The organism is Glutamicibacter sp. AOP12-B1-11 (assembly GCF_052379245.1).
Lineage (GTDB): Bacteria > Actinomycetota > Actinomycetes > Actinomycetales > Micrococcaceae > Glutamicibacter.
Genome location: NZ_JBQSYL010000002.1, coordinates 149,854 through 169,432, shown reverse-complemented (window position 1 = coordinate 169,432; position 19,579 = coordinate 149,854). Strand labels below are relative to the sequence as shown.

16 protein-coding genes are annotated in these 19,579 nt (G+C 63.3%); 6 read left to right on the top strand and 10 right to left on the bottom strand.

Going from position 1 to position 19,579, the window contains the following annotated elements:
- The 3 genes from ACT3UQ_RS01925 (at position 1) to ACT3UQ_RS01915 (ending at position 1,593) form a co-directional block, all read left to right on the top strand.
- On the top strand, positions 1 to 567 hold the full coding sequence (locus tag ACT3UQ_RS01925; RefSeq protein ID WP_096284740.1) for a type II toxin-antitoxin system PemK/MazF family toxin: 567 nt from the start codon (positions 1 to 3) through the stop codon (positions 565 to 567).
- A gap of 170 nt (positions 568 to 737) precedes the next feature.
- Positions 738 to 998, top strand: coding sequence for a 30S ribosomal protein S20 (gene rpsT / locus ACT3UQ_RS01920; protein WP_096284742.1), 261 nt, complete (start codon positions 738 to 740; stop codon positions 996 to 998).
- Positions 999 to 1,161: 163 nt separating this feature from the next.
- On the top strand, positions 1,162 to 1,593 hold the full coding sequence (locus ACT3UQ_RS01915; protein WP_176484119.1) for an SRPBCC domain-containing protein: 432 nt from the start codon (positions 1,162 to 1,164) through the stop codon (positions 1,591 to 1,593).
- A gap of 17 nt (positions 1,594 to 1,610) precedes the next feature.
- Here the strand turns inward: ACT3UQ_RS01915 and holA are convergent, their stop codons facing one another.
- The 6 genes from holA to ACT3UQ_RS01885 form a co-directional block, all read right to left on the bottom strand.
- Positions 1,611 to 2,603: a DNA polymerase III subunit delta gene (gene holA / locus ACT3UQ_RS01910; RefSeq protein WP_444636416.1), complete on the bottom strand. Its 993-nt coding sequence runs from the start codon at positions 2,601 to 2,603 to the stop codon at positions 1,611 to 1,613.
- 34 nt (positions 2,604 to 2,637) lie between these two features.
- Positions 2,638 to 4,908, bottom strand: a complete 2,271-nt coding sequence (locus ACT3UQ_RS01905; protein ID WP_444636415.1) for a ComEC/Rec2 family competence protein — start codon at positions 4,906 to 4,908, stop codon at positions 2,638 to 2,640.
- The gene (locus tag ACT3UQ_RS01900) at positions 4,905 to 5,537 is read right to left on the bottom strand and encodes a helix-hairpin-helix domain-containing protein (protein WP_444618963.1); all 633 of its coding nucleotides are present in this window, start codon (positions 5,535 to 5,537) and stop codon (positions 4,905 to 4,907) included. The genes ACT3UQ_RS01905 and ACT3UQ_RS01900 overlap by 4 nt, the downstream gene beginning before the upstream one ends.
- Before the next feature lie 21 nt (positions 5,538 to 5,558).
- Positions 5,559 to 6,491 carry a DegV family protein gene (locus tag ACT3UQ_RS01895; RefSeq protein WP_096284752.1) on the bottom strand — a complete coding sequence of 311 codons (933 nt, stop codon included), beginning with the start codon at positions 6,489 to 6,491 and terminating at the stop codon, positions 5,559 to 5,561.
- Positions 6,492 to 6,500: 9 nt separating this feature from the next.
- Positions 6,501 to 9,020 (bottom strand): leucine--tRNA ligase, encoded by a 2,520-nt coding sequence (gene leuS, locus ACT3UQ_RS01890; RefSeq protein WP_444615669.1) that lies wholly within the window; start codon positions 9,018 to 9,020, stop codon positions 6,501 to 6,503.
- Between the two features lie 262 nt (positions 9,021 to 9,282).
- Positions 9,283 to 9,567 (bottom strand): hypothetical protein, encoded by a 285-nt coding sequence (locus tag ACT3UQ_RS01885; protein ID WP_444618961.1) that lies wholly within the window; start codon positions 9,565 to 9,567, stop codon positions 9,283 to 9,285.
- Positions 9,568 to 9,710: 143 nt separating this feature from the next.
- Here ACT3UQ_RS01885 and ACT3UQ_RS01880 point away from each other — a divergent pair, with 143 nt between their 5' ends.
- Positions 9,711 to 11,501 carry an HNH endonuclease signature motif containing protein gene (locus tag ACT3UQ_RS01880; protein ID WP_444636414.1) on the top strand — a complete coding sequence of 597 codons (1,791 nt, stop codon included), beginning with the start codon at positions 9,711 to 9,713 and terminating at the stop codon, positions 11,499 to 11,501.
- Positions 11,502 to 11,611: 110 nt separating this feature from the next.
- Here the strand turns inward: ACT3UQ_RS01880 and glpK are convergent, their stop codons facing one another.
- The 3 genes from glpK to ACT3UQ_RS01865 are packed head-to-tail and all read right to left on the bottom strand — an operon-like array spanning position 11,612 to position 15,615.
- Complete coding sequence (gene glpK, locus ACT3UQ_RS01875; RefSeq protein WP_444636413.1) at positions 11,612 to 13,132, bottom strand: glycerol kinase GlpK; 1,521 nt, start codon at positions 13,130 to 13,132, stop codon at positions 11,612 to 11,614.
- 17 nt (positions 13,133 to 13,149) lie between these two features.
- Positions 13,150 to 13,878, bottom strand: a complete 729-nt coding sequence (locus ACT3UQ_RS01870; protein ID WP_105552143.1) for an MIP/aquaporin family protein — start codon at positions 13,876 to 13,878, stop codon at positions 13,150 to 13,152.
- Between the two features lie 57 nt (positions 13,879 to 13,935).
- Positions 13,936 to 15,615, bottom strand: a complete 1,680-nt coding sequence (locus ACT3UQ_RS01865) for a glycerol-3-phosphate dehydrogenase/oxidase (RefSeq protein ID WP_258133445.1) — start codon at positions 15,613 to 15,615, stop codon at positions 13,936 to 13,938.
- Positions 15,616 to 15,777: 162 nt separating this feature from the next.
- Between ACT3UQ_RS01865 and ACT3UQ_RS01860 the strand changes: the two genes are divergently transcribed.
- Both ACT3UQ_RS01860 and ACT3UQ_RS01855 read left to right on the top strand, forming a co-directional pair.
- On the top strand, positions 15,778 to 16,731 hold the full coding sequence (locus tag ACT3UQ_RS01860; protein ID WP_444636412.1) for a sugar-binding transcriptional regulator: 954 nt from the start codon (positions 15,778 to 15,780) through the stop codon (positions 16,729 to 16,731).
- 10 nt (positions 16,732 to 16,741) lie between these two features.
- Positions 16,742 to 17,608, top strand: a complete 867-nt coding sequence (locus ACT3UQ_RS01855; protein WP_105552145.1) for an alpha/beta fold hydrolase — start codon at positions 16,742 to 16,744, stop codon at positions 17,606 to 17,608.
- Between the two features lie 7 nt (positions 17,609 to 17,615).
- Here the strand turns inward: ACT3UQ_RS01855 and ACT3UQ_RS01850 are convergent, their stop codons facing one another.
- The gene (locus ACT3UQ_RS01850) at positions 17,616 to 19,577 is read right to left on the bottom strand and encodes a primosomal protein PriA (protein WP_105552146.1); all 1,962 of its coding nucleotides are present in this window, start codon (positions 19,575 to 19,577) and stop codon (positions 17,616 to 17,618) included.
- Between the last annotated feature and the right edge of the window lie 2 nt (positions 19,578 to 19,579).

Below are 19,579 nucleotides of genomic sequence, written 5' to 3'. Positions count from 1 at the left end.
ATGGCTTTGAATGTGCAGAAGATTCTTTCCCTCGTTGTGCGTGCAGTTAAGGTTTTCAACTCCACTCGCGCTAATGGGTCAAACACCTCCCCCACTACCCGCCGGCCGAGCAATGCTCCGAGCCGGGCTCAGCAGCGGCATGGCAGCAGCAATGGCGGGAACAACCTCCGCGAATCGGCCTACCCGGGCGATTTCCGCGGCACCGTCCACTATGAATACAACCCGAGCCTCGACGGCGAGGCCGATCCCGGCGAAGTGGTTTGGGGCTGGGTTCCCTACGAGGAAGACCACAGCCAGGGAAAGGACCGCCCGGTGCTGATTATCGGCCGCGATGACAGCTGGTTGCTTGGCCTGATGCTGACGAGCAAAGACAAGAACAATGGCGGTCACAGCAATCCGGACTACATGGACATCGGAACCGGCGCCTGGGACCGCGAGCGCCGTCCCAGCGAGGTCAAGCTCGACCGAATCATCCGCCTGTCGCAAAGTGCAGTACGTCGCGAAGGGGCCATTCTCGACGAGCAGCGTTTCGGCAATGTGGTGAACGCCCTAAATAACGGCCGCTAGGCGTTGGTCGTTGCCGCGGCGTTCTGCTAGAGTTAATTCTTGTGTGTCACGCAGGTTGGGTGACACGCCCCCTTTGGGTCGCCATAGGTGCCCCACACCGCTCAGTCGATGGCCCGAAGGATGAACCCTCTACCGACCGTATTTCGCAATAAACGAGAGAGTTTATTAAAGTGGCAAACATCAAGTCCCAGAAGAAGCGTAACCTTACCAACGAAAAGGCTCGTCTGCGTAACGTAGCAGTCCGCTCGGAAGTTAAGACCGTGGTCCGTAACGTCAACGACGCAATTGCCGCCGGTGACAAGGATAAGGCAACTGACGCATTGCGTCTGGCTGGCAAGAAGCTCGACAAGGCTGTTAGCAAGGGTGTTCTTCACAAGAAGAATGCTGCTAACCGTAAGTCGGCCATTGCCAAGAAGGTTAACGCCCTCTAAGCAACGCTAAACTTCAGCAAGATCCTCGAAGCCCTTGGGTTTCGGGGATCTTGTGCTTTAAGCACCGCTTCTCTGCCCTGCGGCACTGCGCTAGTGTTCAGCTATGCCATTAGTCGGTAGATCAGTAAATATTTTCGCAGGACGTGTCCTGCACCATTGGGAAATGCCAGCCACGGCAGACCAGGTGTGGCACGCGCTGACCGAGTCCGCGCCGTTATCGGGGTGGCTCGGGACGCTGGTCTCTGGGACCTTTCGCTCCGGTGAAGTAGTCACGGTCGAACACGCACCGAATTACCCCTGCACCTCACAGGTGCGAGGAATTGATCCGCTCAAGCTCTTGGCCATGTCCTGGAAGTTCCCCGACGAAGAGCCCTCGGAGTTGCGGATCGAACTCACCGGGCGAGAATCCAGCACCGGGTTGCACCTCGAACACCGGGGGTTAGCGGATAAGGCCGCCGACTACCTGATCGGTTGGCATACTCATCTGCGGTATCTGGAAGATCTGCTCGCCGGCAAGCCGCGCGACATGGTGGATTTTTGGACGCTCTACGAAGAACTGGCCCGTTCCACCGATCCCAAGCGGAACGAAAGCTAGGTGCCAGGCAAGCCGAGCTATCGCTGCGGTGCTTTGGAAGCAATAAATAAGATCGCACGTTCCAAGGCATAGCCTGGTGACCGCCCGCCGCCTTTGACCATGCGATCTGTTTGGGCGATGTTCTCAATGCATTGCGCGACATCAGCGCGTTTCCAACCGCGTGCTTGCTGCTGCGCTGACTGAACCTGCCACGGCGCCATGCCCAGCTCGGAGGCCAAGGACGCCGCCGGCTCGTTGACTCCGAGCACCTTCGCCAGCTGACGGATCTTCATCGCCAAGGTCGCGACGATGGGAATTGGATCTGTTCCGGTATCCAGGGAGTGGCGCAACGTGGTCAAGGCCAATTGCGCATTTCCGGCCAAGGCGGCGTCCGCCACTTTGAAGGCCGTCGCTTCGATACGGCCACCATAGTACCGATCGACCACCTCTTGATCGATGGTTCCGGTGGTGTCCTGAATCAGCTGGTGACAGCTGGATCCAAGCTCTGACAAGGAATTGCCAACCGCGGCGACTAGTGACTTCACCGCGTCATTGGTGATCCGGCGCTTTGCCGACTTGAATTCGGCTTGCACAAAGTCGATTTTCTCGGCGTCGCGTTTAATCGGCTGGCAATTGACGAGCAACGCGCCGGCGGCCTTTATGGCATCCAGTAATTTCTTGCCGCGGGTACCCCCGGAGTGGTGCATGATCAGCACATTCTCCGGTGCCTGATCCTTCAGATAATTCAAGGCATCTTTGAGGAAGTACTCGTTCATTGATGCCAGGTCGTGTACCTCGACGAGGTTCGCGCTGGAAAACAACGAGGAGCTCGTTGCCAGCAACAGTTCGCCTGGCTCGTAGCTGGCCGCGTTGAGCCGAGTATGCTGGATGTCCTCGCGCGTAGCAGCTTGGCTGCGCAACAGCTCGAAGGCGCGCGAAGCCAGATATTGTTCGGATCCGGTCAGCAGAATCAAGGGTTGGGGTGTTAAATCCCGCCAAGAAATTCCCGGAGATGCTTGCGCGCGTGCCATCGAGCTCCTTCATGCGTCGTGCGTTATCTCGATCCTACCGAACTGCAGGCCCGATCGCTGTGGCGAGCACCTTGTCCGGTTCGAATGTGAGCAGAACCGTACCCTCGAGGTCGGATCTGATCACGCGCGCGCCGGTGGCTCGCGCGGCATCGAGTATTTCTTGATGCGGATGACCATAGGAATTGTCTTTTCCGGCAGATATCAAAAGGACCTGCGGCCGCAGTGTTTCAATGATTTCCGTGCCGCCATTGCGCGCGCCGTGATGCGAAGCCTTGAGCACCTGGACCGGAGGTTGCGGCAGCTCGGCCAGCAGCTGATGCATCGCTGCTTCCTCCAGGTCTCCGGCGGTAAAGAAGCTCAGCACCTGCCCTTGGACAAGAAAGTCGAAAACGATCACCAAGGAGGTGTCATTGGGTTCGGCATAACGCGCACGGATTTCATTTGGCCCGATCACCCGGTAGTGCACGGCGTCCGTGCCACCGCTATCCCCCGGTTTGAGCACTGTGGTCTCGGCCCAGCGGCTAGGGTCGAAGCCGGGCGAAACCAGACGCTGATCGATTTGCAATCCCGTCCCTTCCACCTCGGCGATCCCGCCAAGATGATCGGCGTGTTCATGCGTGATGAAAACCTTGGATAACTTTTTGATTCCCAGCTGATTCACGCAGTCAGCCACGCCCCCATCTGTGGGTCCGGCGTCCAAGAGCCACCCCTCAGCGGGACCAGTACGAATCACGAACGCGTCACCCTGGCCGACATCGCACATCGCGATATTCCAGGTCACCGGGATGGCCGGACGGTAGAACAGGGTCGCCGGGAGCACCAGCGACACGAGGAGCACCACGAGCACCGCCAATCCGGCGCCGGCCAGCCGATGAATACTCGCGTGCTCGCTTTCATAGGTGCTCAGCAGCAGGACGGCGAACACCACCGAGAATCCAACTGCCAGAGAGATGCCGGCAATCCCAGGAGGCCATGGACGTGCGGCACCGGGCAGCTCGACTACCCAGAGCGCGAGCTTTCCAATCCATCCCGCTGGAAGGCCAGGCACCCATAACAAGATGTCGGTGACCGCCGGCAATGGAGTACAGCACAGCAGGCAGATCTCCCCCATGCTGGTGATCAGGGGCAGCAATGGTGCGACCAAGAGGTTGGCCGGCAGCGAGTACAGGCTGAAATTTGAGTTCAAGGCGATGATCACCGGCAGACAGGTGAATTGCGCGGCGCAGCAAATTGCCGTCAATTGCGCAAACCACGACGGGAAGAGGCGTGAAAGGATGTCGGTGAGGGCCGGTGTCAGTACGATGATGCCCAAGGTGGCCAGTACGGATAAGGCGAAGGCCGGTTCCACTGCTAGCGACGGATCGATCAGCAGCAAAATGGTCCCCGACAGGCTCAAGATGCCCAAGGACCCGCGCCCGCGGCCCAGCATGAGCGAGATTGTTGCGATGATTCCCATTAATCCGGCGCGGAGCACACTCGGGTCAAGGCCCACGAACCAGATGAATAAGGCCAGGAAGCCGATGCCCAGCAGCGCGGCCAGCACCCTGGGCACGGCGCAAAGCCTGAGGATCACCAGCACCATGGCACCGAGCAACGCCACGTTTGACCCGCTGACGGCGGTGAGGTGGCTCAGCCCGCTGTCTTTCATTGCCGCGGAGAGTTCTTCGCCCTGCCCCGAGCGGTCCCCGTAGAGCATGCCCGGAAGGAGCCCGCGGGCCTCGTCGGGTAGTTCTTTCAGGCTCGACGCGAATCTGGTTTTCAAGTGATCTGCCGGTGTCGGTTCCTGCCAGGTCTTCACCACCGGTTCGCTCTGTGCCCGAGCCCACCAGTGGAATGCACCTTTTGCCCCGGTAGATTGCAGGTCCAGAATTGTTTCGAAACTATCCGCGCCGGTTTCCAGCGGGTAGGGCAGGCTCAGATATATCGGAATGGGGCAAGCAACCCACTGCTCCTGGTGCCAATATTCTCCGATCTGCGCAATGCCCTTGTTCGTTCCGTCTTCGCCGAGGCGCGGCGGATCGTTAAAGGCCACGATGACCCGCCGCTGCTGTTCTGCTCCCTCGGGCAGCCGGCAGTCGTTCTGCCCCTGGGCGGCGAAGCTGATGCTGATCGAGGCCAGGAGCAGCAGCAGCGGTCCGGTGAACCAGGGAGCCGAGGAGGGAGCATCGTGACGCCGGCGCAGCAGCAGCGCGAAGCCCACGAGGAAGAGCAGCAGCACGATGAGGGTGACCAGCACCGGCGGTTGCAGGTATGCGGTCACCCAGGCCCCGGCCAAGATCCAAAGCCCGCGGAAGTCCGTCTTCATGGGATCACCAATTCCGACAGCTCCCCCAAGAGCACCGGGCCTATTCCAGAGACAGCGTCGAGTTCCGCGACGCTGGTGAACGGGCCATTTTTGTCCCGGAAGTCGATAATGCGTTTGGCTAGTGCCGGGCCGATGCCCGGCAGGGTCTGCAGGGTCTGCGCATCGGCCTGGTTCAGCGAGATCTTCGCGTTTGGCCCTTGGGCTTGCGGGGCGCCCGGAGTTGCCGAGGCATCACTAGTTCCGGGCAGGATGATCTGCTGCCCGTCGGCGAGTTTGGCCGCCAAATTCAATAGCTCCGGGCGGGCTTTTTTGCTCATCCCGCCGGCTGCTTCGATCGCATCGGTGATCCGCGAACCATCGGGAAGCTCGTAGACGCCGGGCTTTTTCACGGCCCCGACCACATGCACGGTGAGCGTAGCCAGCGGTTCGGTGGCGGCCGGGTGTTCGGGGTCGGCCACCAGCGGAATGGAATCCAGCTCTTCGGCCGCCGGCGGAGGCGAGAAGATGATCGAGAAGGCCACCCAGGCCAGGACCACGAGGACCAGCACGAGGGCAGCGACCCGCGACACGGCGAAGCGCAACCTGGTCGGCCGTGGCGCAAGTTTACTGAAGAAGTCGTGGCGCCCCATGGCCGATAGTTTGCGCCACTACTACGAAGGGAGGGTGTCCTCCGGCTCGGATTGTGGATTCAACGGTCCCACGGCCACGGCGAGCACCCCGATGCCGGTATGCGCCGCGAGCACCGCCGGCAGGGATTCGATCAGCACCTGCTGCGCGCTGAGCGGAGCGAGCTCGTTGGCGATCTCGGTGGCGAGTTCGGCCGCGCCGAAGTGCATGACGCCGATGCGTACCGGCCCCTGGGCCGCGGTAGCAGCCTGGGCGCCAAGCGCCACCAGCCGCGCCTGGGCCCGAGCGAAGGAGCGCGGCTTTTCGATGGGCTGGATCACACCCGCGTCGATGCTCAGGATCGGTTTGACGTTCAGCAGGTTGCCAAGCACCGAAGAGATGGTGCTGATCCGTCCACCGCGGCGCAGCTGCTCCAGGCTCGGCACGGCGAAGTAGACGGAATTCCGCGCCGCGCCGCGGGCGATCTGCTCGAGCATTTCCAGCGGGGCTCCGGCATCGCGCGCGGCCAGCACGTCGGTGACCGCAAAGCCCTGGGGCATGGCGACGGTGCGCGAATCGATGACCTGCACCGGGATTTTGATGTCGGCGGCGGCCAAGCGCGCGGCCTCCACCGTCCCGGAAAGCTGCCCGGAGAGGTGAATGGAGATGATCGACTCGCAACCGGCGGCGGCCAGCTCCCGGTAGGCCCGGGCGAATTCTCCGGGCGCCGGACGCGAGGTCTTGACGGATTTTCCCATGGCGAGCCCCATCATCAGGGCGTTCAGATCTTCGCCGTGCACGTGGTTGTCCACGATGATCGGGATTCCCAGGCAGGCGAAGTCTTCGCTGTCCAGCAATTGTGCTGGCAGGCAGGCGGCGGAGTCGGTGACTACGCCGATTCGGGTACGCGCAAGCCCACGCGGGGCCAGCCATTTAGGCAGCCAGCCCGCGCGTGGGCCCTTGGTGCGTTCGTTCATGCCTTGAGCTTACGGTGCCGGAACCACATTCACGAGCTTCGGCGCACGGACGATGACCTTCAACGGCTCCTTGCCGTCGAGCATGCGAATCACCGTCTCATGGGCCAAGGCCTGCTCGCGCAGGTCATCCTCGGAAATGTCGATCGGAACTTCCAGGCGTGCGCGGACCTTGCCCTTGATCTGGACCACGGCGGTGACGGTATCGTCAACCAGCAGCGACTCATCGACCTCCGGCCAGGCGCTGTTCACGACGCTCGGTGCGTAGCCGAGCTCGGCCCACATGTCCTCGGCGGTGTAGGGGGCGAACATGCTCAGCAGCTGGGCGGTGACGGTGGCCGCCTCGCGGACGGCCGGGTCGGCGGCGCCGGCTCCCGAATCGATGGTCTTGCGCGCCGCGTTGACCAATTCCATGGTCTTGGCGATCACCACGTTGAACTTGCCCGAATCCAGCAGCGCGGCTGCCTCGTGCACGGTGCGGTGGGTGACCTGGCGCAGCGCCTTCTCACCGGTGGTGTAGTCCACGTCCTGTGCGCTGGTGACGTCCTGGGCGATGCGCCAGGCGCGGGCCAGGAACTTCTGCGAACCGCTTGGGGACACATCGGCCCAGTCCACGTCGTCCTCCGGAGGGGAGGCGAAGATCATGGTCAGCCGCACCGCGTCGACGCCGAACTTGTCCAGCTGCTCGCCGAGGTCCACGCCGTTGCCCAGGGACTTGCTCATGGCCTTGCCGCCGTTGAGCACCTGGCCCTGGTTCAGCAGCGCGCTGAACGGCTCGGTCGCGTCGATCAGGCCCAGGTCGTGGATGACCTTGGTGAAGAAGCGCGAGTACAGCAGGTGCAGGATCGCGTGCTCGACGCCGCCGACATACTGGCCTACCGGCATCCAGTCGCGGACCGCCTGCGGGTCGAAGGGGCCCTCGGTGTAGTTCGGGGAGACGAAGCGCAGGAAGTACCAGGAGGAGTCCACAAAGGTGTCCATGGTGTCGGTGTCGCGCTTGGCGTCCGCCCCGCACTTCGGGCAGGGCACGTTGACCCACTCCGCCACGGCGGCCAGCGGGCTGGTGCCCTTCGGCGCCAGCTGCTCACCGCGCAGGTTATCGGGCAGGCGCACCGGCAGCTGGTCATCGGGTACCGGGACCTCGCCGCATTCGGCACAGTGGATGATCGGGATCGGGGTGCCCCAGAAGCGCTGGCGGCTCAGCAGCCAGTCGCGCAGCCGGTAGTTGACCGTGTGTTCGCCGGTGCCGGCGGCTTCCACGATTTCGATCGCCTTGGCGACCGCTTCGGTCTTGTCCAGCCCGGTCAGCTCACCGGAGTTGACCAGCTTGCCCTCGCCGGCGGTGGCGGTTCCCGACACGGCCGGGTCCTCTTCGCCGGTCTCCACGACCACGCGCACCGGCAGGTCGAAGGTGCGGGCGAAGTCCAGGTCGCGCTGGTCGTGCGCGGGCACGGCCATGATCGCGCCGGTGCCGTAGTCGGCCAGCACGTAGTCCGCCGCCCAGACCGGCAGCTTCTCACCCGAGAGCGGGTTGATCGCGTAGCGGCCGGTGAACACGCCGGTCTTCTCGCGCTCGCTGGACTGGCGTTCGATTTCCGAGAGCGTCTTGACCTGCTCCTGGTAGGCTTCCAGCGCTTCGCGGTGCTGCTCGGTGACCAGCTCGTTGGCCAGCGCGGCATCCGCGGCGACCACCATGAAGGTCGCCCCGTAGAGGGTGTCCGGGCGGGTGGTGAAGACCGGGATCTGCACCTCGGCCAGTTGCTCGTGGGCTTCGATCTGGAAGGTGACCTGGGCGCCTTCGGAACGGCCGATCCAGTTCTTCTGCATCAGCAGCACGCGCTCGGGCCAGTGGCCCTTGAGCGCATCCATGTCCTCGAGCAGGCGGTCGGCGTACTCGGTGATCTTGAAGTACCACTGGTTCAGCGACTTCTTGGTCACGGCGGTGCCGCAGCGTTCGCAGGCGCCGTTGACTACCTGCTCGTTGGCCAGCACGGTCTGGTCCTTCGGGCACCAGTTGACCGGGTGGTCCTTGCGGTAGGCCAGGCCCTTTTCGTAGAACTTGTTGAACAGCCACTGCGTCCAGCGGTAGTACTCCGGATCCGAGGTGTGCAGCCGGCGATCCCAATCCGCGGAGATGGCGTAGCGCTTGAAGCTCTCGGCCTGGGTGTCGATGTTCTTATAGGTCCACTCGGCCGGGTGCGCATTGCGCTTGATCGCGGCGTTCTCCGCCGGCAGGCCGAAGGAATCCCAGCCGATGGGGTGCATGACGTCAAAGCCACGCAGGCGCCAGTAGCGTGCGACGACATCGCCCATGGCAAAGGCCTCCGCGTGGCCCATGTGCAGGTCACCGGAGGGGTAGGGGAACATATCCAGCACGTAGCGACGTTCACGGGTGCCATCGTCGGCCGGCTTGAACACTTCTAGTTCATCCCAAACCGGTAGCCACTTGGACTCGAGGTCCTTGAAGTCGTAGGTTCTGGTCTCGTTCGTCGATGATGTCACTGAGCTCGTCTCACAAACTTGCGGAAAAATTTCCTGACGGAAAAACTTGGTATTGTCTCCAGACACAACAAAAGCCCCCAAATATCCACTCGGGGGTACGGCCGCAGGCCGCTCTTAGACTAGGTCGCGCTGAAAATGCATACAGCGATTCTATCGCAGTTCCCGCCGCAGAGGTGCATCGATGAAGTGCGCGCTGCGCCACGGCAAAAACGGCATGCCCACGATCGCTTCCCCGGCCGCCGGCTGGCACCGCAGCCCAATGAACCCCCTACCCGTCGGCAAACATGGATCCCTACGCTTCGACGCCGCGGATACTCGGCGAATCCAGCAGCCCGTGCATGGGGCCGATCCGTTCGATCATGGCGGGCAGCGGCCTGGTAGCCGTCGAGGAACGCGCTGAGATCCGCCGGGTCATTGCCCGAAAAGCCTGCGCGGCATAGGCCAAGTCCCCCAATCTGGTACTCGGCTCGCCAGCATCCCAGTCGATGAACACCCAGCGCTCCCCTGGCCAGATTCCACGGGGCCAGATCGGGCTGTCGAAGTCCTCGCCCAACGCGGACCATTCTGCCGCATGCATCCAGCCCAGGGGCTCCCCGCTGGATACGAAATGCCGGGGGTTTCCATCGCGCCCAAGGCCGGCGCAAGAAATATTCCGCCAAGCTATCCACAGCCCGTGGACGAAGCCGCGGCGCAGGGCCGATCTGGCGCAATCATGGAGGCATGAACACGCCAGCACTCATCTCAGCGCTGCACACCCTGTGCAGGGCCCCGCTTCAGCTCGGGGCGCACCTCACCGGTGCCATGCTCGTGCGCTTGGGGATCCTCTGTCTGGCCTTGTTCACCGCCATCGGCCAGCTGGTCCACCAGACCCGCGACCCGCGCCTGGTCCTGGCCCATGCGGATCTGGTCGAGAAGTTCTCCCAGCAGGTCCACCTCGCCCAGCTCACCACCGCACTGGATGCAGAGGCCAGCGGCGCGCACGCGCTCAGCCTGGAAACCTACGATGGGCTGCGCGACGGCACCTGCAGCTTCGAGGCAGAGCCCGAACTAGCCGCCGGCCGCACCTGCTATCAGAGCACCGGCGATCTGCTTGCCGCCTGGCTCGGACTGAACTACTTCGAGGCCCAACGCCGTATCGACGATGCCCACCTGCTCATCGGCCGGCGCACGCCGCAGGGCGGTATCTGCGAGCCGCGCTTCGCCCACCTGGCCGAGGTCTATGCCAAGGGCGGCGCCGACCGCCGCACCGTCGCAGCCACCGCACGTCGCCTGGAGAAGCTCGAAGCCAAGGATTCCACCTTCGACGGCGTGCCCACCGAGCTGAAGGCACGCGATACCGATGGGCGCTTCCTGGAGGAGCATGCCGCCGAGTCGTTGCGGAGCCTGGGGCCAGATGCAGCACGCAAAGACATCAGTTCCCGGATCAGTCTCTACAAGCAGCTCAATGGCGACAAGCTACCGCCGAAGCTCGGGTTGTTCATCGGCCCGGTGGTCCAAGGCGTGCACGAATTCACTCTTCGCACCCTGGCCACGCAGGCGCAGCTGATCCGTTCGATCGCCGTGCAGGCCAGCGCCCCGCGCACTAAGGCCGGCCAGGCAGCCCGGACCCCCGTGCAGCCCGATGGCAGCACCGAAGCAGCCGATCAGCCCGCCACCGAGCCAACGGCTGCCCGGGCGGCGGAATCCGCCGAATCTATCGACCGGTCCGGCACCGCCGAGCAGGCAACGTCCGAAGCGCCGGCATGGTTGCGCACCGAAAACCCCATGCCCGACTGGGCCCGCGCAGCGGAAGAACCCTCCGGAGCCAAACCCGAGCTGCCAGCGGACGATGCTGAAGCAACGCCCGGGAAGAACATCCCGGCCAACGCAGAAGTTGCCGCCTACCGCGAGGAGGTCAGCGTCGCACTTCGCCGGCTCAACGCGCTCATGGCGATTCTCGCCACCCCCGCAGGCGGCAAGGCCAAGGCGGTCATCCCGCGATTCATTGTCTACATGTGGCTCAGCGATCTGCAGAATCTGGACCGCGCTTATGGGACTACTTCCAACGGCGTTCGGCTCCCGCCCGGCGAGCTCAGACGGGCTCTTGCCAAAGCCAACGTGATCCCCGTGGTGCTCGGCGGCAACAGCCAACCCCTGGACATGGGAAGATCCAGACGCTACCACGAGGGCTACGTGCGGGCGGGTGTGCTGGCGCGTGATCGCGGCTGCATCGTGCCCGGCTGCACCACGGCTCCCGATCACGTGGAGATCGATCACTACAAGCTGCCCTGGGCCGAGGGTGGCACCACAAGTGTTAAATCCGGGGCGGCGGTCTGCCCCGATGGCCACCATAGCCGCCATCTCGGGCAGCTTAAGATCGTGGACGTCAACGGCCTGCCGCACGTCATCCTGCCTGCGCATCTGGACCCGGAGCAGAAACCGCGGCGCAACACCTATTGGGATGCGCTGCAGCTCGGTGATGCTCCCGACCCCGATGTAGCCGGTCCGGAGCCACCGGAGCACGAGGAGTGATGTCCCGGCGCCGAGGGTTAACGACAGCGGACCCCGAATCAACGATCATCAGTTGATTCGGGGTCCGCTGCTATCGGCCCATCGACCAGGTCGAGGGCGGCGAGGCCGAGTTAGGCCTTCGTGTCCTCATCCACCCAATCGAAGGTGCGAGTCACTGCCTTCTTCCAAAGGCGCAGGCTGCGCTCGCGCTCTTCTTCACCCATGGCCGGTTCCCAACGCTTGTCCTCGGACCAGTTGGTTTCCAGCTCGCCCAGGCCCTTCCAGAAGCCCACGGCCAGGCCTGCGGCATATGCGGCGCCCAATGCGGTGGTTTCGGTAACCTTTGGACGGACCACCGGGACACCTAAGATGTCCGCCTGGAACTGCATCAGGCTCTCGTTGGCAACCATGCCACCGTCAACCTTCAGCTCGGTCAGAGGCACCTCGGCGTCGGCGTTGACCGCATCAAGCACCTCGCGGGTCTGGAAGGCGGTGGCCTCCAGCGCCGCGCGGGCAATATGGTTCTTGTTCGCGAAGCGGGTCAGGCCCACAATGGCGCCTCGAGCCTCGGCACGCCAGTACGGGGCGAACAGGCCGGAGAACGCCGGGACGATGAAGACCCCGCCGTTGTCCTCCACCTTGGCCGCCAGCTCTTCAATCTCCGGAGCCGTGGCGATCATGCCGATGTTGTCACGCAACCACTGCACCAGCGATCCGGCCACGGCAATCGAGCCTTCCAAAGCATAGACCGGTGCGGCATCGCCCAGCTTGTAGGCCATGGTGGTGAGCAAGCCGTTGGAGGAATGCACGATCTCGGTGCCGGTGTTGAAGATCAAGAAGCAACCGGTGCCGTAGGTGTTCTTCGCGGTACCGGCGGCGAAGGCGGCCTGGCCGAAGGTAGCTGCCTGCTGGTCGCCCAGGATGCCGGCCACGGGTACTTCGCGCAGCAGCTGATTGCCGGCCACGGTGCCATAAACCTCGGAAGAGGAGCGAATCTCGGGCAACATCGAAGCTGGCACACCGAAGTCCGCCAAAATCTGCTCATCCCAGGTCAGGGTCTTCAGATCCATGAACAGGGTGCGCGAAGCGTTAGTCACGTCGGTGACGTGCACGCCGCCGTCCACGCCGCCGGTCAGGTTCCACAGCACCCACGAATCGGTGGTGCCGAAGAGCAGGTCGCCGGCTTCGGCACGCTCCCGCACGCCTTCGACGTTGTCCAGGATCCACTTGATCTTGGTTCCGGAGAAATACGTGGCCAGTGGCAAGCCGACGCGGTCCTTGTAGCGGTCGATTCCCCCATCCTTGGCCAACTCGTCGACGATGTCCTGGGTGCGGGTGTCTTGCCAGACAATCGCGTTGTACACCGGCTTGCCGGTGTTCTTGTCCCAGACCACAGCGGTTTCGCGCTGGTTGGTGATGCCGACAACTTCGATGTCGTGGCGGGTCAGGTTTTGCTTGGACAGAGCCTGGCCGATGACCTCGCGGGTGTTGTTCCAGATTTCCGCTGCGTCGTGCTCAACCCAACCTGCGGCCGGGAAAATCTGTTCGTGCTCCAGCTGGCCTACCGAGACAACCTCGCCTGCATGATCGAAGACGATGGCTCGGGAACTGGTCGTTCCCTGGTCAATGGCGATGACATATTTTTCACTCATGATTCACATCTCTCTTTCTAGAACAGCAGGCCGGCAGCGACGCCGCCGAGTAGACCACCGATGACCGGACCGGTGATGGGCACCCAGGAGTAGGCCCAGTCGGAAGATCCCTTGCCCTTGATAGGAAGGATAGCGTGTGCCAGTCGCGGACCGAGGTCTCGGGTTGGGTTGATGGCGTAGCCGGTAGCTCCACCGAGGGACAGGCCGATGGCCACCACGAGCAGTGCGACCGCTAGCGGGCCGAGCTGGTGCGGGGTCTTTCCCAGACCGGCGATGACGAAGACGAGCACAAACGTGCCGAATACCTCGGTGACGACGTTCCAGCCATAGGAGCGGATCGCCGGACCGGTGGCGAAGACGCCAAGCTGATTGCCGGCGTTCTGCTTGTCATCGAGGTGCTTTTTGTAGGCCAGCCAGACGCCAACGGCGCCAAGGAAGGCACCAACGAGCTGCGCCAGGAAGTAGAGCATGGTGTTGGCGAAGGTGATTGCGACGCCCGGTGCGTATTCGGTGATATCTGGGTTGATCATCAAGCCCAGGGTCACCGCAGGGTTCAGGTGAGCACCTGAAATACCGGCGATCCAGACACCGCAGTAGACGCCTAGGCCCCAGCCGAAGCTGATGGCAAGCCATCCGGCGGCGCTACCGAGGGTGCCTTTCAACGCGACGTTGGCGCAGACACCGCCGCCCATGAGTAGGAGAATGAATGTGCCGGCTAGTTCGGCAAGAAACACGTGAGTGGACAACGTTGACCTCTTAGTGATTTCGTAGGCCGACGGCAACCTGCCGCCGGCCGGTGCAGGTTACGCGAGGATGACCCCATGGCTATCTGCAAGTACCGAGAGCGAATGGTCGATCTCGGCTTCGGTCTGGGACTGATCCCAGCCCATTGGTGTCACGAGGTGCGAGGCGACCTCGATGACCAAATTTTTGGTGACTAACCCGCGGAAGGCGAGGTTGGTGCGCCGGATGAACACGTCAATCAGGCGGCCCACCTGCTCATGCTCAACCAGGTAGGCAAGTTCTTCCACGGACAGTTCACTGCTGTGCTCCAGGAGCTGCTCGTGCTGACCGAGCTGCTCCAGCACGTTGTCTGCCCCGGTGCCGTAGCGCTCAAGCAACACGCGCAGGCGTGAATGCGGTGCACGTTGCTCGCGGGCGGCATACCAGGCGGCAAGCTCGCCGTCGTTCTTCGGGAAGTTCTTGCCGCCGCCGATGGCCACACCTTCGGTGCTGACTTTCGCGCTTTCGCCCAGGAAATCCAGCGCCTTGCCCCCGAGGTTCTCGGCCAGCGCGCGGAAGGTGGTCCACTTGCCGCCGATCAGCGAGAGCATCGTCGTGCTATCGGTCAGGCGGGTTTCCTTCACCTGGTAATCGCGCGAGACGAAGCCAGGAGCGGTATCGTCGTGATTTGGCAGCGGACGCACGCCGGAGAATTTGTAGACGATATCTTCCTTAGCCACGGCGATCCGCGGGAAGACCTGCTGGATCAGGTCGAAGAAGTAGTCCACTTCCTCCTCGGTGCACACCGCAGGATCACGCATATCGTGTTCCAAGTCGGTGGTGCCCACCAGGACGCGGCCGAGCATCGGGTAGATCAGCACGATGCGGCCGTCTTCGTTTTCGAAGAAGATCTCACGCCCGCCGGTGGCGGCAAGCAGTTCCGGGTGGTCCAGCACGATGTGCGAGCCCTTGGTGCCACCGGTCCACTTGGTTTCCTTGCCAAGCTCCGCGTTGGTCAGGTCGACCCAAGCGCCGGTGGCATTGATGATGACCTCGGCGTCGAAATCGAATTCCGCGCCGGTGAGCACATCGCGCAATTTCGCGGTTCCCGATTCAACTCCGGCAAGCTCCACGTAGTTCGAGGCGCGCGCTTGGTCGCTGGCCTTCAGGCCGTCGCGCAAGACGTCCAGGGTGAGCCGCTCGGGGTTGTGCACCGAGGCATCGAAGTAGGTGGCGGTGTACTTCACATCGTCGCGCAAAGCGGGCAGATCCTTGCGGGCGGCCTTGGCTCCCTTGAAGTTGTGCCATGGGGTATTGCGTCCGCCGATGCCGGCGAAGACGTCATACATGATCAGGCCGGCCTTGATGAGCGCCGCACCTCGTTCGGTAGGCTTTCCCGACTTGTGGCTCAAGAAGCGCATCGGAGCGCTGAGCATGCCGGAGAAGGTGGAGAAGATCGGGATCGTGGTCTGCAGCGGTTTCACATAGTGCGGTGCGATTTCCAGGAGGGAGTTGCGTTCCTGCACCGATTCGTGGACCAGACGGAACTCTCCGTTTTCCAGGTAGCGGATGCCACCGTGGATCATATGCGAGCTGGCGCCCGAGGCGCCCTGGCAGTAGTCCCCGCGTTCCACGAGCGCCACATCGATTCCCTGCATCGCCAGGTAGCGGAAAGTTGCTACGCCATTAATGCCGCCGCCGACAACGAGCACGCGCGCCTTTGGCCGTGCACGTAGTTGCTCTAGCTGGTCCCGATTCACGATTACATGCCCCTTTATTGACGATTGGTACGTGTCAACAGTTAGTCTGGTCACCATGGAACGAAACGGTCAAACGAAATGCACAAACGTGCAGAAATGGTCCCATTGATGCAGATATCCCCCAGCTCCGGTCCGTACAAACTGCCAAATCCTGGCACATCCGTGCAAGCCAGCCCCAAGGCGAAGGATGCGCTGCGTGCGGCCCAGCTGTATTACCTGCAGGACATCAAAATGGAGGTGATCGCCCGTGAGCTCGGGGTTTCGCGCTCCACGGTCTCCCGCCTGCTCGCCCACGCCAAACGCACCGGCATGGTGTCGGTGAAGATCAACCCTTCCGCAAATATGTCCGCGCTGCTCGGCAATCAGCTTACCGAGCAATACGGGATCAGCGTGCATTTGGTGCCTACCGACGGTTCGATGGATGATACCGAACTCCTCCAACGCGTTTCGGCGCACGCGGCCTACCTGCTGGGCACCATGGTCTCCTCATCGATGACCGTTGGTGTGGCCTGGGGGCAAACCATGCAAGCGGTTTCCGCCGCGTTGAACAGCCACCCCACCCATGATTCGGTGGTCGTCCAATTGAATGGGGCCGCCAACCCGGTGTCCAGCGGGGTGCGCTATGCAAGCGAAATCCTCACCCGCTTCGGCCAGGCCTTCACCGCGCGCACCGAACAGTTCCCGGTCCCGGCCTTCTTCGACAAGGCCAGCACGCGGGAGGCGATGTGGCAGGAAACTTCCGTGCGACGCGTGCTGAATATTCAGGAGGAAATGAATCTGGCGGTCTTCTCGCTCGGCGCGGCCGACTCAAAACTCGCCTCCCAGGTGTACCGCGGCGGCTACCTGAGCGAAGCCGAAACAAAGCAACTGCGAGAGAAGGGCGTGGTGGGTGACGTCGCCACCGTGTTCTTCGACAAGCATGGAAATGACGCGGAAATCGAGATCAATGCCCGCGCTACCGGCCCCACCCTCGCCGCGCTGCGCCAGGTGCCACGGCGCTTCTGCGTGGTAGCTGGCCGAGGCAAGATCAACGCCGTTCGCGGCGCACTCAATGGCGGGCTGATCACCGAACTGGTCATAGACGAGGGCACCGCCATGGCCCTCTTGGACGGGTAGGCTTGAAATTATGAGCCCACGCACCGAATTGGTTACCACCCACGCCCTGCACGGCTCGAGAACCAGGGTCTTCAGCTATCCGGCCAGCACCGCAAGCAGCGCCGGGGTCATCTTTGCGATCCATGGATTCCGCGGGGATCATCACGGACTGACCCGGATCATCGAGCAGCTGCCGCAATATACGATCATCGTGCCGGATCTGCCGGGGTTCGGCGAATCCACCTCGATGCAGCTGGCCCACGACGTCGACGGCTATGCCCTGGCGCTCAACGACCTGGCCGACGAACTTCGGCTGCCTGCGCACAGCATCTTGCTCGGGCATTCCTTCGGCTCGCTGGTCGCCGCCAAACTCGCCACGCAACGCAACTTTTCCGCCTTGCTGCTGCTCAATCCCATCTCCGAGTTGGCCCTCGAATCCTCCCAAGCCTTCATCGCCAAGCTCACCGGCTGCTACTACACGCTGTGCGCCAAACTCCCTGCGCCCCTAGGCGAGGCGGTGCTCCGCTCGAGGCTCTTCTCCGATGCGATGAGCCTGGTCATGACCAAAAGCAAGGATCCGGCGATGCGCGCGTACGTGCGCGAGCAGCACCGCGCCTACTTCGGCGGCTTCCATTCGCGCGACACCCTGGCCCAGTCCTACCAGGCATCGATCAGCTGCACGGTGGGCGGGTACGCCCGGGCCATCGGCATCCCGGCGTTGCTGGTTGGCGGCATGCTCGATGAGCTGGGCACTGCGCAAACCCAGGAAGCCTTGCGGACGAGCTTCACCCAAGCCGAACTGGTGATGCTCGAAGACGTCGGGCACCTGATCCACTACGAAAAAGCACCCGAGACCGCCGCGGCGATCACCAAGTTCCTGGCCCGGATCGACGCCTAGGCGTCGATCAGAGCACCTCGTCGGGATCCACCGCGATATTGACCACCGGATCCTTGGCCGCGGACATCCGCGCGCGCAGGGCGCGCAGCGTCGAGGTCACTGCCGCGCCCTCGGCGTAGGAGTAGAAGACCACATAGCGGTGTTCGATCGGTGGCCCGTCGATAATGGTCGGCCCATGGATCTGAAGCCGTTCGCGCATTGCCGGGTCCAGCGCGGCGATCAACCGTTCGGCCCCGGGGCCGGAGATCACGGCGCTGCGCACCGCTGGGGGCAGGCCAAGTTCACGCCGCTCCCCCAGCTCCCGCTCGGCAAAGCTCGCCGGGTCGTACCGGACCAGCGCGGCCCCGGCAGGGCTCGGCGTCCCGGTGAGCACCACGACCCCGGAGCTCCTGGCCAGGGAGGCTGCGGTGAACCAGCGGCTGAGTACCTCTTCGGTGTTGCGCAAGGAGTCATGGGCCATCATCTTGTCGGCGTCCAAGAGGAGCACCGCACGGTATCCGGCTTCCACGAAGGGTTCGACCCCCGGTGTGGCGACGACAAGCGCCGGCTTGTCGCTCAGCCGGCGCACCGGCTTCGCGCCGGTGGATGAAATCACCGGCACCTTCGGGAAGGCGAGACCCAACTCGTCGGCGGTGCGGTCGGCGCCGATGCTGGCGGCTCGGATGCGCGGTGAATTGCACTCTGCGCACCGGTACTCGCGGTACTGCTCTCCGCACCATTTGCAGGCCACATGATGACCGGAGCCGCCCAGTTGCAGCGGACCTTGGCATTGCGGGCAGCGCGCGAGCGTGCGGCAGTCCTGGCAGGCCAAGGCGGGCATGAACCCGGTGCGGGCCACCTGGACCAGCACCGGTCCGCTTTCCAGGGCCTTGGTGGCCTCACGCCAGGCAAGGGACGGGATCCGGGCCCGGGCCAGCACCGGATCTCGTTCCAGTTCAAAATCGTTGGTGGTCGCCACCACGCGGGCGGTGTGTGCGCGCAAAATCTCGCGCGGCATCTTCAACTCGATGGCCCAGCCGGTGGCGACCAGGCGTTGGGCCTCCACCGAACGTGACGGCGACGCGATCAGCAACGAGCAGTTTCCATGCGTGCTGCGCAGCAGCGCCACCTCGCGCGCATGCTGGTAGGGCGCGCGTTGCTCGCGATGGGATTGGTCCGAGTCCTGCCACAACACGATCAGCCCAAGATCCGGCACATGGCATTGGGCAGCCGAACGCGTGCCGATCACGATGTGCACGTGGCCGCCGATGGCGCGCAAGAAATTCCGGTAGCGCGGAGTGGGCCCGTCATCGGCCTGCAGACGCGCATAGCAGTCCTTGCCATAGTGCTCGTCCAGATGCTCGGCTAGGCGTTCCAGGTCGCTGGCGTCGGGCACCAAGAGCAGGACCCGTTCCTTGCGCGCCAGCACCGGACGGCAGGCATCAAGCAGGAATCCTGGCCAGGAGCCAAAGAAGTTCGGCACCCAGGTGGCCACCGCCCGCAGCGTGTCCCCGTTGGCCCAGGCTTGCAGCGCTTGGGCGCCCTGCTCGTAGTGCTCCAGCTGATTCGGTGATTCGGGCAGGGTGGGCAACTGGTCGAGCAGCTCTTCTTTTTCCACCTTCGCGGCGCGCGGCGGCACCGCTAGGCGCACCACATCCCACACGGTGCCGGCATAGCGGTTGGCCACCAGCTCGGCGACCTCGAAGACCGCACGGTGCAATACGACCTGGTCGCTGACCAGTTTCGCCAGCGCCTTCAGCTTGATAGGCGAGGGATGGTCTTCGAGGATTTCGGTGATGAATCCGGGCAGCTGCTGCGGGCCGAAGGGCACCTTGACGCGCGCACCCACCATCGCGCCTTGGACCATCGAGGGCGGGATCTCGTAGTCGAAGAGCCGGTCCAGGTGCGGGACCGAAGAATCAATCAGCACCCGAGCAACCCGTTTGATGCGGGCCGGCTCGGGTGCTGAGATCAGGGCATCCTGCTGCACAT

What these genes read in the sequence shown, in the direction of transcription:
- ACT3UQ_RS01895 (WP_096284752.1), bottom strand. Translation starts at nt 6,491, where the DNA reads ATGAACGAACGCACCAAGGGCCCACGCGCGGGCTGGCTGCCTAAATGG.
- ACT3UQ_RS01880 (WP_444636414.1), top strand. Translation starts at nt 9,711, where the DNA reads ATGAACACGCCAGCACTCATCTCAGCGCTGCACACCCTGTGCAGGGCC.
- glpK (WP_444636413.1), bottom strand. Translation starts at nt 13,132, where the DNA reads ATGAGTGAAAAATATGTCATCGCCATTGACCAGGGAACGACCAGTTCC.
- ACT3UQ_RS01915 (WP_176484119.1), top strand. Translation starts at nt 1,162, where the DNA reads ATGCCAGCCACGGCAGACCAGGTGTGGCACGCGCTGACCGAGTCCGCG.
- ACT3UQ_RS01925 (WP_096284740.1), top strand. Translation starts at nt 1, where the DNA reads ATGGCTTTGAATGTGCAGAAGATTCTTTCCCTCGTTGTGCGTGCAGTT.
- holA (WP_444636416.1), bottom strand. Translation starts at nt 2,603, where the DNA reads ATGGCACGCGCGCAAGCATCTCCGGGAATTTCTTGGCGGGATTTAACA.
- ACT3UQ_RS01855 (WP_105552145.1), top strand. Translation starts at nt 16,742, where the DNA reads ATGAGCCCACGCACCGAATTGGTTACCACCCACGCCCTGCACGGCTCG.
- ACT3UQ_RS01905 (WP_444636415.1), bottom strand. Translation starts at nt 4,908, where the DNA reads ATGAAGACGGACTTCCGCGGGCTTTGGATCTTGGCCGGGGCCTGGGTG.
- ACT3UQ_RS01885 (WP_444618961.1), bottom strand. Translation starts at nt 9,567, where the DNA reads ATGCATGCGGCAGAATGGTCCGCGTTGGGCGAGGACTTCGACAGCCCG.
- ACT3UQ_RS01900 (WP_444618963.1), bottom strand. Translation starts at nt 5,537, where the DNA reads ATGGGGCGCCACGACTTCTTCAGTAAACTTGCGCCACGGCCGACCAGG.